Source organism: Leptospira adleri (assembly GCF_002811985.1).
In the GTDB taxonomy this organism is placed as follows: Bacteria; Spirochaetota; Leptospiria; order Leptospirales; family Leptospiraceae; genus Leptospira; species Leptospira adleri.
Window position 1 is genome coordinate 24365 of sequence record NZ_NPDU01000023.1, and the last position, 12114, is coordinate 36478.

Consider the following 12114-nt stretch of genomic DNA (forward strand, 5'->3'; position numbering starts at 1 on the left):
ATTCTTATTTATTAATATAGAATGCATCAGCGGATTCTTCCCTTTTTTATCAGATAAACTTTGCAATCCGGGGAAAGGTAATACGCGTTTTGAAGCATACATTCCCGAGTAATTCCGCGACGACTCGGTTGATTTTCACAGAATTTTTTTCGGTCTTCCAGACAAGGGTCGACCTCGGGTTGTAAATTGGAATTCTCTTGGGAAGATTCTCGGTTCGAGGAAGAACAATTCGAATTGAAAAAAATCAAACCCAAAAAAATCAAAGTAGCTATGACGCGGCGAGATTTCATATCGAAACGTTTGAAAAGAACTCTAAAACGAAAAAGGGACGCTCAAACGTCCCTTTGCAAAATCGAATTTACCTTATCCGGCTTTTTTCGGAAATTCAGGAATCTTCCAATCTTTTAGATCGAGGGGAAGTTTTGGTAAGAATTTTTTAACCAGACCGATCGCGTCCGATTCAAAAAGAAGCACGTTGTCCGTAATTCTTTCCTGAGATTTGGAACGAACGATTTTCTTTTCCGTGATCGTTCCGTTGATCAGAATCGGATCCTTCCAAAAAGGAATTCTTACTTCTAAAGTTGCGGATTCCCCGACCTCGTCCCCGTTGAACCGGCCTAAGTTGAGGCTCATAGACGTGCCTTCCCAGCCTCCGATTTCTGCGGAATAATTTCCGGTTTTACTATGAACTTCCAAGGGAATGCGTACCGATTTCACCGATTCTTTTACGGAATCTTTGATATCTTCGATCATTTTTTCTAGCATTTCGCGCCTCCCTTCTAAGGAGAAAAGAACATTATTTTGTCCCATTTGTATGTTCCTATTAGACGTGGTGCGGCGCAACAATAAAACAAACTTTTTGAGTCGTCTGCGCGTTTCCCATTCTTCCTTTCTATCAAAAACATCTGAATTTGACGGTTTTTTCACCTTTTCGGTGTTTTTCAAAAAAATCCCTAAACAAATTGTAAGGATTTCGAATCTTAGATCCTTCTTATCCGAAACTCGGTTCCTTTTCTTGTTATCGGATCTATTTTTCATTTTACATCTTGAAAAGACCTGCTTTTGCTTTCCTTTGCAATCGGTCCTATTACTCTAAGATAAACTTCCATGTTCTCTTTTTTGTCAGGAAACTTTAACCTTCACGCTCTTCTTTCCGGGTTTATCGGTTTCAGTTCGGCCTTATCCTTTCTCTTTGTTTTGGGAGAAATCCCGCTCGCACTTCGAGGACATCGAAATCGAATTCTTCTCATCCTATTTTTCTCGGTCTTTATCTTTGAGTTCCACGCCTATCTTCTCGTAAGCGAAACGATCCGTTATTTTCCGTATCTCTACGCGATTCACATTCCGATTTCGGCGCTCTTCGGTCCTCTTTTACGTTCTTATATTTCGGCTCTCTGGAAAGAAGAAGACACGATTCCGATCGTTCGAATTTGGGATTGGATTCCTTGTTTGGCGATTTTTATCATCCTCGGGCCGTTCTATCTTTCTTCCACCGAAGACAAACTGGAATGTTTAAGAATGGCGCAACAAGGCAGACTCGCTTGGGACATTCGGATCGGAATCGCAACGATGTCTCTTACACTGTTCGGATATCTTTTCAATATCACTTGGAATCTTCTACATAGAATCCGCTGGACCACGATCTATTCTCAGCCTCAGGTGCGTCTGATTCTTTTCATCCTTTCGACCGCGACTGCCTCTTCTTTTTTGGGACTTACAACGAGCGTTCGTCAGGACGGCGTCGTTCGTTTGGAGATTTCCTCGATCCTAATCGGGATTCTTCTTTGCGGAATTTATATCGTCCGCCAAAGTCATCCGGAAATTTTCAATGCGGTAAGAAGAATCGTCGAAGACGAGAAGAAATACAAAAACACGCAGCTTCGTTCCGTGGATTTGGATTCTCTGGAAAAGAATCTCAATTCTCTCTTGGATGAAAAAAAAATCTACAAAGAAGAGAACCTTGGTCTTTCCAGACTCGCGGAAGAACTCGGGATTTCTCCGCATCAACTTTCGGAATATCTGAACCTTCATCTCAAAAGAAATTTCTTTCAGTTGATCAACGGTTATCGGATCGCCGAGGCCAAACATCTTTTGCTCCATTCTCCGAAGGAAACCGTGCTTTCGATCGCGTACGAAGTCGGATTTCAGTCAAAATCTTCCTTCAACGACGCGTTTCGAAAGGAAGTGGGATTAAGTCCCACTGAATTCAGAAAAAAAGGAGAATCCAAGGGCCTGATTGATAAGTCAGGTCGTTTTTTTTCGACCGTTTCGACCAAGTCGGACGATTGAATTCCGAAAAGTAAGTAAACTCTTCCCATACAAAGAAGGAGATTCTTTTCATGAATCCAATCCAGTGTGAGTTAGTTCTAGACTGCGTCCAGAAAATCGGACTCTTTCAATTTACGATGAATGTCCTGCGTTACTATCCGATCGCGGGTCTTGCGTTTCTGATTCTTTACGTTTGGAAAAAAGAAAGTTTTCATCGTTTTCGGATTCAATCCGTTTATCCGAAAATTGAAAAAATCAAAAACGAAATCAGACAATCCGCCGTCACCCTTTTCGTTTTTACGATCATCGCCACCACCAATATCGTAAGCGCTCGAATGGGTTTGATTCCCAATAACGTTTATTTCGGCGATTACAGCTCGCACGGCGGTTATCTCTATATGTTTCTTTCCTTCGTGATGATCACGATCTGGCACGAAACCTGGTTCTATTGGGCTCACAGATGGATGCATCACAAGAAAGTATATTCGCTCGTTCATTCGGTGCATCATCAATCCGTAAATCCTTCTCCGTTAGCGGCGTATCACTTTCATATTCTTGAGGCCTTTTTGGAAGGAATCTACATCGTATTTTTCGTTCTTTTTATTCCGATCCACTTTCACGTGCTTCTATTTCATACAGTCTACGCGATGGTTATGAATATCTGGTGGCATCTCGGTTACGAATTTTTACCGAAGGCCTGGGTAAGACATCCGATTCTTAAATGGATCAATACGTCAACACATCACAACCTTCATCACCAAAAGTTTCACGGAAACTACAGCCTCTATTTCAATTTTTGGGATAGAATTATGGGAACAAATTTCCCTTACTACGAAGATTACTTCGAGTCCCTTTCCGACAAACGTTCCGTCCGAGGAAACGATTCCGATCCTAAGATCCGCTGGTCGGAAACTCCAGCCGAAGGTTGATTTCAAACGTCACATAACTTCAACTTACGACACAACATTTCACCGCGCTCTGGAAAGATCTAGAGCGCGTTTTTTGACTTTTATTATTTGGAATTCAATTTCAAAAAATCTAATATTTCCTGAGCCACGATTTCGGGAGCCTCTAGCGGAAGAAAATGTCCGGCTCCGTTTATCACCTTAAACAATACGCGAGAATAGAATTCCGATTCCAACCCGCGAAATACGTTAGGCGAAATACATTCGTCCTTTTCTCCCGCGAGAACGAGCGCCGGAACCCCGATCTTTTGAAAAACGATCTCCCGGCTCGAATTCCAAAGGGAAAAATTGCTCGGAGTCAAAAGACCTCTGTAGTAGCCGAGTGCGGTGGATAGATTTTCAGGAACTTTTAGATTCTCCGATACTTCTTTGAATCTTTGTTCTGGGATTTTCCAGCCCGGACTCCAGTCTTCCCAGAGTCTTCGGAGCAGTTCGTTTTTCAAAAGGGCCGATTCAGGAATTCCCGCACGAAGCTGAAAGAATAAAATATACCAGCTGCGGACGATCTGGGACGGATAAACCAAAAGATTCTTCAAATACGTGGGAAGCGGCGGAACCGAAAGCGCAACTAACGTGTCCAAAGACGCCGGAGACAGATTTGCGAGAGCGTAAGAAGCGATCGCCCCCCAATCGTGTCCGACGACTACGGTAGTTTCCGGTTTGTATTTTGACTTTAGAGATTCCACGATAAACTTCAGATCTCCTGCGAGTTCGGCGATGCTTACCGTGGGGGAAAAAGGAACGTTCGAGCCGGAAGAAAATCCTCTCATATACGGAGCGATACAGGTAAAGTCCCGCTCCGCGAAGATGTTCATGAGGTCTTTCATGGAGCCTGCGTCGTCCGGAAATCCGTGAAAGAAGAAGATCAATTTTTTTCCTTTTCCGAGGCTTAGATATTTGTATTCTCTTTCCCCGTTTTTTACGGACTCGGTTTTGATCTCAGACATGAAAGCTCCTAGGTTCGGGGTTTTATTTTTAAAACCCACGTTGTGTGAGATCCTACATTCGGTTTACAGAAGGGATTGTCAAAATAAAATACGCGAATGTTCCACTTGGACATTTCAAAACGGACCGAACTCAGAACCGATTCACCCGAATCCGTTCTTTTCCACTTGGGAACGAAAGCCATCCAAACCTCGCTTCCTCAAAAAGCGGTCGCAGAAGCCCTCCGGAAACTTTCGCTTACCGGAAGGATCGTACTTATTTCCATCGGAAAGGCCGCCTATCCGATGGCGCTCGCAGCGACCGAAATCTGCAAGGATCAAATCCAGAGAGGACTCATTCTTACCAAGTACGGCCACGCTGGAAAAGCGCTTCCCCCCTTGGAAACGATCGAAGCCGGTCATCCGATCCCGGACCAAAAAAGTATTTTGGGCGGAAGAAGAATTTTAGAACTCTGTTCGGATTTAAAAGAGGAAGACACGGTTCTCGTTCTATTGTCCGGCGGAGGTTCGTCTCTTGCGGAAATTCCGAAGGAAGGAATCGATCTGCAAGATCTCGTTTTGTGGAATCGAAAACTTTTGGAAAGCGGCGCTCCCATCGAGGACGTCAACGAAATCAGAATTCTTCTTTCTTCCTTAAAAGGAGGAGGACTTTTGTCCCGGATTCTTCCCGCAAAATCGGCGACCCTGATTCTTTCCGACGTAATCGGAGACGACCTCTCGAAAGTCGCGTCCGGACCTACGATCCCTTCGCCCGTTTCAAAAAATTCTATTTTAAGAATATTCCAACAATATGATATTCTACCGGATCAAAAGATCGCAAAGCTTCTGGAAGAGAAATCGAAGATCGGGCGAGACGGGTTTTTTCAGGAAATGGATCCTTCCAGAAATTTCGTTTTTTCGATCGGGAACATTTCTTCGGCTTTGGACGCGGTTCGAAAAGAATGCGAACGTCATAAAATTTCCGTCCTATTCTTAACTTCTTCTTTATCCTGCGAAGCGAAGGAAGCGGGATCTTTTTTGGCGGAGATCGCAAAGGAATATTCAAAAAATATAAAACATCCCCTTTTGATTCTTTGCGGAGGAGAAACGATCGTCACGCACGACGGAACCGGCAAAGGAGGAAGAAATCAGGAACTCGCTCTTTCATTTGCAAAAAGAATCTCGGGACTTTCCGGAATTTGTCTTCTTTCCTTAGCCACGGACGGAACGGACGGTCCCACCGACGCAGCGGGCGCCTTTGTGGACGGAAAAACCTGGGGCAAAATCGGATTGGAATCCGGCGCGGATCGTGCGCTCAAGGAACATCGTTCTTACGAGGCACTTTCTTCGGCGGAAGCGCTCGTATTTACGGGTCCTACCGGAACCAACGTCAACGATATTCAATTTGTATGGATTTCGCCCGGTGAAAAAAGCTGAGCGATCAATCTCCTTGCGGATAAAAACGAAGACAGTTTCTTCCTTCTTCTTTGGCTAAGTAGAGGGCCTTGTCCGCTCTTTCGATCAACTCCGTGATCGAATTCTCGGGGCTCGGACTCAAAGTCGCCATACCGATACTGATCGTCACGATCGAATCCGTCTTCGACGCGGAATGTGGAATCGAAAGTTTTTCCACTTTTTCCAAAATGTTTCTGCTGACTACGACCGCGTTGGACTCGCTCGTTTCCGGAAGAATCACCGCGAATTCTTCTCCTCCGTAACGCGCAGCGACGTCCCCCGCTCTTCTCGCACATTCCCGAATGGCAGCGGAAACCTGTTTGAGACAATGATCTCCCGCCTGATGACCGTACGTATCGTTGAAAAGTTTGAAGTGGTCGATATCCATCATCAAAAGAGCAACGCTGTTTCCGGTTCTCCAACAACGTTTCCATTCCGTCGCGAGAACCTCGTCAAAGTATCTTCGATTGAAAAGCCCGGTGAGTCCGTCCGTTCTCGCGATCGCAAGAAGATACGCGTTGACCTCTTGGAGTTGATCGGTGAGTTTTTCCAATTCCTTTTCCCGTTCGATCCTGCGGGACATCTCCTCGAATAATCGAAGAGCCGATCTTACCCTCGCCAAAAGTTCGATCGAATCGAAAGGTTTTACGACGTAGTCGATGGCTCCGGTATCGAACGCTTCCTGTAAAACGTTGGATTCCTTGAGAGCGGTGATCATGATAACGGGAATGTCTTTGAGTTCCGGTTTTTCTCGGATGAGGCGAAGAATTTCAATGCCCGTGATTCCGGGAAGAAGGATGTCCAAAAGAATGAGGGAAAAAACTTTTTTCGGCGGTTCCGAAGATTTCAGACTCAGCCATTCCACGACCTCGTCCGGAGATTGACTCGTCAGAGTGTCCTTGTAGCCCGATCTCCGAAGGATTCCCTGCATGAGCATACAATTTTCCTGAGCGTCATCTAATATGAGAATCGAATTCATCTAACAGGCAGCTCCCCGGAATATTCAAAAAACGGCACTCGAAGGATACTAAGCTCTAACGAAATACGAATGAAATCAAACGAATTTTTTAAAAACTTCTTGATCCATTCCTCGGATCGGCAAAGTCTAATTGAGAAATGAGCAGAAATGCAAAACGATGGATTGCTTTTTTAGGAGCGATCGGTTTTACAACCGCGTTTCTTTGTTTTACGCTCATGCTTTCCGGAGAAAATTGTCCCGCATATCCGGCGGTGAAATCAGCCTCTTCTTCGGACCTTCCTCCGTGTCACCGACAAGATTCTTCCGCACAAGACGAAACGGCTCCCAACTGTTCTTCCTGTCATTTCGAAGTTTCACAAGAATCCGTTCAGCCGAAAACTCCGGATCTTCATCCGATACAAGCAAACGTTCTTTCCGCTTTGTCCGAACTTTTACATTCTGAAAACGACAAGGTGAAGAATTTTGAACTTTCCTTTTTTCGGAATCGATCGTTGAACCCCCAGAAATTCGTTCTACTCTCCATCGCCTCCGTACGAATTTTGACCTGATCCCGAACGTTCTAATCTTCTCTCTCGTATTTTAATTTTAGAATTTAGGAATATTATATGTTAACTAGAAAAGAACTCCTCACCCAATCCGCAGCCGTTCTCGCGTTCGCGAGCGCTGGAAGCCTGTTCGCAAAAGACGCAAGCGGTCACAAACATCCGGAATCTTCCAAAAAGACCGAAAAGGAAACTCCCAAAAAAGGAAACAGAAAGGCCTTAGAAGCCGCATCGAAGTGTATTCTCAATGCGGAGATTTGTCTGGCTCACTGTGAAGAAAATCTTTCCACCGGGGATACGATGCTCGCAGATTGTATGAAAACCGTAAAAGACACATTAGCGCTTTGTAAAGCGTTTGTCAGCCTGGGAGCTTCCAATTCCGTATATGCAAAGGACGTGGCGGCGCTTTGTATCAAAGCCTGCGAAGCCTGTGAAAAAGAATGCAGAGTTCACGAATCCCATCACGAAATCTGCAAGAATTGTGCGGACAGTTGCAAGGAATGTATCGCCGAACTGAAAAAAGTGGCGTAAAAAGGAAACCAATATGAGAAGAAAAATTCTTATCCTTTTCTGCTTAGCCTTTTTGTTCGGGGGAATTCTGGAAGCGAAATCGATCCTTCCGGTTCGACCGACGATTTTGAAGGAGTTGGATCAGATCCATCAATCCTTTTACAATCAAAAAGAGGTCAACGCGGATCGATTGATCGCAAGTCTTCAGCAAGAATCCTCGAGGGACAAAAGTTTAGCTCCTGCGCTCCAGGCTGCGGAAAAACTAAAAAATGCAGCTTCCGAAAAGGAAAAATTGGAAGCCTATGGAGAACTCGCGGAATCCCTCAAAGAGTATATTCAAAAAGATGAATCTTCCGGGGTTCACGTTTTTTACTGTCCTATGGTAAAAAAGAAATGGATCGCCTCCGGAGACAAGGTTCAAAATCCCTATGATCCCGCGATGAAGGGCTGCGGAAAAAAAATCTAAATCTATGCCGAAAAGAATGATCTAACTCTGCACCGGGAACTGAATTTGAAATTTGGTTCCCGGTTTTGCGTCTTCCACGCTCAATTCTCCCGAAATTTGTTTTGTCAGAATTTTTACGAGTTGAAGTCCCAAGGTTTCATGGTCTTGGAAAGAATTTCCCTTCGGAATTCCTTTTCCGTTGTCGCAGATAGTAACCGTAATCTTACCTTCGTTTTCCTCGGCACGAATGCTTACCTCTCCGTCCGAACCTTCAACAAACGCGTGTTTGATGGCGTTCGTAACGAGTTCGCACGCGATCAAACCGAGAGGAATCGCCGTATCCATGTTCAGAATCAACCCTTCCGCCGCGATCACGTGATGCACTTTCGAGTCTACGCCGTAGAGATTCCAAAGATTCTGCAAAAGCATACGCAGATAACTTCCGAAATCGACGTGAGAAAGATCGTTCGATTTATAGAGTTCGTTGTGAACCAAGGACATGGAAAAAACCCTGCTCTCGGTGTCCTTTAACAAACCGTAGAGTTCTTTCGAAGTGAGTTCGCGGGACATCGCGTTGTCCGCCTGCAGATTCAAAAGGGAAACCATGATCTGCATATTGTTTTTAACCCTGTGATGAATCTCTTGGATCAGGGTATCTTTTTCGGCAAGGGAAGCGAGGATCGATTCCCTATTTTGAACCATCTCGGTAACGTCCGTGATCACCGCGAGATCTAAAACCTGATTACGAAAACGGAATTTATAAATCGTAGTTTCGGTGATCATCTCGGTACCGTCTTTTTTTTTATGATAAAAAGACCCTCCCTTGTTGACGCCGAATTGATACGAAGAGATCTCTTTGCGCAGCCGTTCCGAGTCTTTCGCATCGATTACCTCGAAGATCCGTTTTCCGATCAGCTCGTTTTCCTCATAACCGTATTTTTCAAGAACCGCCTGATTCACTTCTAAAATTTTAAAAGAATCGTCCTCGAAGAGAAACGCCGGATGAGGATTGTATTGAAAAAAAAGCCGGTAACGTTCCTCGTTTTCCTGTTCGAAAACGTTTTTCCTTTCGAGTTCTAAAGCGAGACGATTTCGTTCATAGGCAAAAATCAAAGAACGGCTTAGGGAATAAGAATCGAACTTCCCTTTGTAGACGTAGTCCTGCGCGCCGATCTGAAGCGCATTCACCGTGATTTCCTTGTCTTCGGCGCCGCTGCAGATGATGACCGGAATCTGCGGAAATTTATTTTTGATTTCGGAAAGAGCCTCTAAGCCGGCGCGGTCAGGAAGAGAAAGATCCAGAAGAACAAGATCGGGACGTTCCACGGAAATCAGATCCAAACCGGTCGAAAAATTGATACTTCTACTGACCTGAAAGGAAGGACTTTCCGATTCGCAGAGATATTCCTGAATCAAGCGAAAGTCCGCGTTCGAATCTTCTATCAAAAGAACTGAAAATGAATCTTTAAACATGGAACTCTCTCTCTAAATTCTATTTCTATTTACAAAAGCTCATTCTTTATATTCGAAGGAAGAAGAATCGTAACCGAAAAACCGACGTTAGGCGCCGTTTCTACTTCCAGACTTCCGCCGTGAAGCTCCACGATCCTCTTACAAAAAAACAAACCGCTTCCGACGCCTTCCGGATTTTGCGCGTTCGGATAACGATGAAAGAGTTCTATAAAGTAGGGATTTCCTTTGAGATCAACGCCGATCCCTTCGTCCGAAATCTGAATCCGATGAACTTCGGGAGCGCTTTCGCAAGAAATCGAAACTCTGGCGGGTTGATTTTGTTTTCGAAATTGAATCGAGTTTTGAATGAGATTAAAAAAGACTTCACGAAGGAGCGATTCGTTCCCCGGTATTTCGGGGAAGTCGCCCTTCCACTCCACTTTCAAATCCGAAGTCTCGATTTCTTTTTTCAAATCGAAAATACTTTCTTCGATCGTTCGTTTTAGGGAAATTCTCCGAAAGAAATTTCTTTCCTTTTCGATTCTTACAAAAGAAAGAAGCGAATTGATCCGATTCCAAAGCCGATCCGCCGCTCCAAGACTGATCCCTAAAAATTCCTTTCCATTCGGACTGAGTTCCGAAGAGGAACGTTTCTCCAGAAGTTTCAGAAACGAAGTCAGATTGCGGATCGGCTCCTGAAGATCGTGATAGATCCTGGAAACGACCGCGCTCAATTCCTTTTCCTTTTTACTGGAAGAATCTTCTTGCAAGAATTCTAATATTTCTAAAAGCAAAACTTCCGAGGAATCGATCCGAATTCGGGTCAAAGCGGCTTTGTATTCTTTTTTTTCCCCGAGCCGGTTTCGAACCCGCTCCGAAAATAAAATCGGTTTTCCTAATTTAGAATTTCTGAATTCTTCCAAAAGAGATTCGTTTTGAATTTCAAAAACTTGATCCGGAGATTTTCCCTTGCAATTTTCTTTCTCTGCTTCCCCGCAGAGGCTCGCAAAGGAATCATTGCAATCTATAATTTGCAAACTATTGTCCAAAATTCCGATCGGAGCATGGATCTGGGACAGAATGGAAAACACAGGCTCAGTCAAGAATGCAATTCCTTCGGTTAGAATGATTGTGTTCACGATCCATCCGTTCGCCTCTGGCGAGGATCCGGCAATCTCAAAGAAATTCCATAGAATTCCTTGAAATACCAAATCTTTGCCTTAAAAAATGGACGAATCAAAATAAATTGTCAATCCGGGTTTTTTGGTTTTTTTCTTTTTTCGAATGTGCGAATATTCATTTTTTCGAAATTAGGAACCTCTAAAGCGTAGGAACTAATACAAACGGTTTATAAAGAGATTTCGGAGATCCACCATTTCGGAGATCCGCGGACTTCTCTGGGTTTAAATCAGCCTCGGATCAAAGGAAGGAATCCCTGAAGGAATGTAAGAGCTCCTACAAAAAAGAACTTCGCATTGGCAAAGGATCGTTTTTTTGATAAAGAAACGTCATCCGACGCTTTCTCAAACACGGTCCTAAAAAACTTGACACTGGACGATTTTCCACGAGCCAAAGTGACACCCGACGTACCATTTCCAAAGGCGCGCTCCCAATCCAGTGAGGATTGGAATCTTAGTAAAAATCTTTCACAACAACGGACCAACCTCTACAAAACGAAAAAACATCGGTTCCAGACATTGGAACCGCTCGGAAACGACACGTTCGTGTTTTTGAAAACGGCTCTCTAAAAAGCGAGGGCTGATTTTGTTCTGTCCTATAATCGATTTTGCAAAGAAAAAATCCCAAATCGTAGGAACTCTTACAACAATTCTTCTTGGATCTTCTGACTCTCACACATTTTCCGATGGATCCTAAAACTCAGGGCGCTGAAAAGACCTCGTTCACGGAAAATCCGTTCACTCCGACTCATTGTCAGGAATTTTCAAGAAATGGAAGGATGTTTAGAAAGGAAGGTTTGATTCTTACCTTTTCGTTTTTGAAATGATTGGATATAGAGCGGCTTTTAGGATTTTGAGCGGCTAAGAACCGATTCATTCGATGAGAAACAGGGTGTTTGCAAAAACACCCTGTTGTAAGGAATTTATTCTGCGAAAGTAATCGACTCGATGACCACTGCTTTGGTCGGTTTGTCTTGAAAACCGGTTTCGGTCTCGGAAATCGTTTCTACGATATCGGTTCCTTCGGTGACTTTCCCAAAGACCGCATGACGATTGTCCAAATAGAAATTATCTCGAACGTTGATAAAAAACTGGGATCCTCCGGTATTCGGACCGGCGTTCGCCATCGAAAGCGTGTATTTTTCGTTCTTCAAATCCTTATGAAATTCGTCCTTAATTTTGTATCCGGGTCCGCCCGTTCCGGTTCCCGACGGACAACCGCCCTGAATCATAAAATTTTTGATAACTCGGTGAAATGTAAGACCATTGTAAAATCCTTCTTTCGCGAGTTTGATAAAATTCCCCGCAGTGATCGGAGCGCGTTCTTCATCGAGAAAGACCGAAAAATTTCCAAAATTCGTCTTAAATACCGCAGTTGCCATAACAGTTTATCCTCT

General features: G+C 44.1%; 13 protein-coding genes. 7 read left to right on the forward strand and 6 right to left on the reverse strand.

Translation table 11 applies throughout. The annotated features are described in order from the left end of the window. Positions 1–363: 363 nt before the first annotated feature. Complete coding sequence (locus CH376_RS10475; RefSeq protein WP_100784509.1) at positions 364–765, reverse strand: hypothetical protein; 402 nt, start codon at positions 763–765, stop codon at positions 364–366. Between the two features lie 342 nt (positions 766–1107). On the opposite strand from CH376_RS10475, the gene CH376_RS10480 reads away from it, so the two are divergent. Beyond that, positions 1108–2289, forward strand: a complete 1182-nt coding sequence (locus CH376_RS10480; protein ID WP_100784427.1) for an AraC family transcriptional regulator — start codon at positions 1108–1110, stop codon at positions 2287–2289. Between the two features lie 50 nt (positions 2290–2339). After that, positions 2340–3197, forward strand: coding sequence for a sterol desaturase family protein (locus CH376_RS10485; RefSeq protein WP_100784426.1), 858 nt, complete (start codon positions 2340–2342; stop codon positions 3195–3197). 83 nt (positions 3198–3280) lie between these two features. Here CH376_RS10485 and CH376_RS10490 read toward each other — a convergent pair whose 3' ends face one another. Further along, complete coding sequence (locus CH376_RS10490) at positions 3281–4180, reverse strand: alpha/beta fold hydrolase (protein WP_100784425.1); 900 nt, start codon at positions 4178–4180, stop codon at positions 3281–3283. A gap of 96 nt (positions 4181–4276) precedes the next feature. On the opposite strand from CH376_RS10490, the gene CH376_RS10495 reads away from it, so the two are divergent. Continuing rightward, positions 4277–5593, forward strand: coding sequence for a glycerate kinase type-2 family protein (locus CH376_RS10495; RefSeq protein WP_100784424.1), 1317 nt, complete (start codon positions 4277–4279; stop codon positions 5591–5593). A gap of 4 nt (positions 5594–5597) precedes the next feature. Here the strand turns inward: CH376_RS10495 and CH376_RS10500 are convergent, their stop codons facing one another. Continuing rightward, complete coding sequence (locus CH376_RS10500; RefSeq protein WP_100784423.1) at positions 5598–6590, reverse strand: GGDEF domain-containing response regulator; 993 nt, start codon at positions 6588–6590, stop codon at positions 5598–5600. Positions 6591–6727: 137 nt separating this feature from the next. Here CH376_RS10500 and CH376_RS10505 point away from each other — a divergent pair, with 137 nt between their 5' ends. Genes CH376_RS10505 through CH376_RS10515 form a run of 3 tightly spaced genes read left to right on the forward strand, consistent with a single transcriptional unit; the run spans position 6728 to position 8108 of the window. Then, positions 6728–7138 carry a hypothetical protein gene (locus CH376_RS10505; RefSeq protein ID WP_100784422.1) on the forward strand — a complete coding sequence of 137 codons (411 nt, stop codon included), beginning with the start codon at positions 6728–6730 and terminating at the stop codon, positions 7136–7138. 57 nt (positions 7139–7195) lie between these two features. Beyond that, on the forward strand, positions 7196–7663 hold the full coding sequence (locus CH376_RS10510) for a four-helix bundle copper-binding protein (RefSeq protein ID WP_100784421.1): 468 nt from the start codon (positions 7196–7198) through the stop codon (positions 7661–7663). 13 nt (positions 7664–7676) lie between these two features. Continuing rightward, on the forward strand, positions 7677–8108 hold the full coding sequence (locus tag CH376_RS10515; RefSeq protein WP_100784420.1) for an LIC13259 family plasminogen/vitronectin/complement-binding protein: 432 nt from the start codon (positions 7677–7679) through the stop codon (positions 8106–8108). A 21-nt stretch (positions 8109–8129) separates the two neighbouring features. On the opposite strand, the gene CH376_RS10520 is transcribed toward CH376_RS10515, so the two are convergent. Further along, positions 8130–9560 carry a histidine kinase dimerization/phosphoacceptor domain -containing protein gene (locus CH376_RS10520; RefSeq protein WP_100784419.1) on the reverse strand — a complete coding sequence of 477 codons (1431 nt, stop codon included), beginning with the start codon at positions 9558–9560 and terminating at the stop codon, positions 8130–8132. Positions 9561–9589: 29 nt separating this feature from the next. Further along, a complete protein-coding gene (locus tag CH376_RS10525) occupies positions 9590–10678 on the reverse strand; it encodes a sensor histidine kinase (protein ID WP_165781687.1) in 1089 nt (362 codons plus the stop codon). Between the two features lie 695 nt (positions 10679–11373). On the opposite strand from CH376_RS10525, the gene CH376_RS24230 reads away from it, so the two are divergent. Beyond that, positions 11374–11544 (forward strand): hypothetical protein, encoded by a 171-nt coding sequence (locus tag CH376_RS24230; protein WP_165781686.1) that lies wholly within the window; start codon positions 11374–11376, stop codon positions 11542–11544. 96 nt (positions 11545–11640) lie between these two features. On the opposite strand, the gene CH376_RS10535 is transcribed toward CH376_RS24230, so the two are convergent. Next, entirely contained in the window at positions 11641–12099 is a 459-nt protein-coding gene (locus tag CH376_RS10535; protein ID WP_100784416.1) for a peptidylprolyl isomerase, read from the reverse strand. Positions 12100–12114: the final 15 nt, after the last annotated feature.

Excerpts from the sequence above, each read along its gene's own strand:
- CH376_RS10475 (WP_100784509.1), bottom strand. The coding sequence starts at position 765 with ATGCTAGAAAAAATGATCGAAGATATCAAAGATTCCGTAAAAGAATCG.
- CH376_RS10480 (WP_100784427.1), top strand. The coding sequence starts at position 1,108 with ATGTTCTCTTTTTTGTCAGGAAACTTTAACCTTCACGCTCTTCTTTCC.
- CH376_RS10485 (WP_100784426.1), top strand. The coding sequence starts at position 2,340 with ATGAATCCAATCCAGTGTGAGTTAGTTCTAGACTGCGTCCAGAAAATC.
- CH376_RS10490 (WP_100784425.1), bottom strand. The coding sequence starts at position 4,180 with ATGTCTGAGATCAAAACCGAGTCCGTAAAAAACGGGGAAAGAGAATAC.
- CH376_RS10495 (WP_100784424.1), top strand. The coding sequence starts at position 4,277 with ATGTTCCACTTGGACATTTCAAAACGGACCGAACTCAGAACCGATTCA.
- CH376_RS10500 (WP_100784423.1), bottom strand. The coding sequence starts at position 6,590 with ATGAATTCGATTCTCATATTAGATGACGCTCAGGAAAATTGTATGCTC.
- CH376_RS10505 (WP_100784422.1), top strand. The coding sequence starts at position 6,728 with ATGAGCAGAAATGCAAAACGATGGATTGCTTTTTTAGGAGCGATCGGT.
- CH376_RS10510 (WP_100784421.1), top strand. The coding sequence starts at position 7,196 with ATGTTAACTAGAAAAGAACTCCTCACCCAATCCGCAGCCGTTCTCGCG.
- CH376_RS10515 (WP_100784420.1), top strand. The coding sequence starts at position 7,677 with ATGAGAAGAAAAATTCTTATCCTTTTCTGCTTAGCCTTTTTGTTCGGG.
- CH376_RS10520 (WP_100784419.1), bottom strand. The coding sequence starts at position 9,560 with ATGTTTAAAGATTCATTTTCAGTTCTTTTGATAGAAGATTCGAACGCG.
- CH376_RS10535 (WP_100784416.1), bottom strand. The coding sequence starts at position 12,099 with ATGGCAACTGCGGTATTTAAGACGAATTTTGGAAATTTTTCGGTCTTT.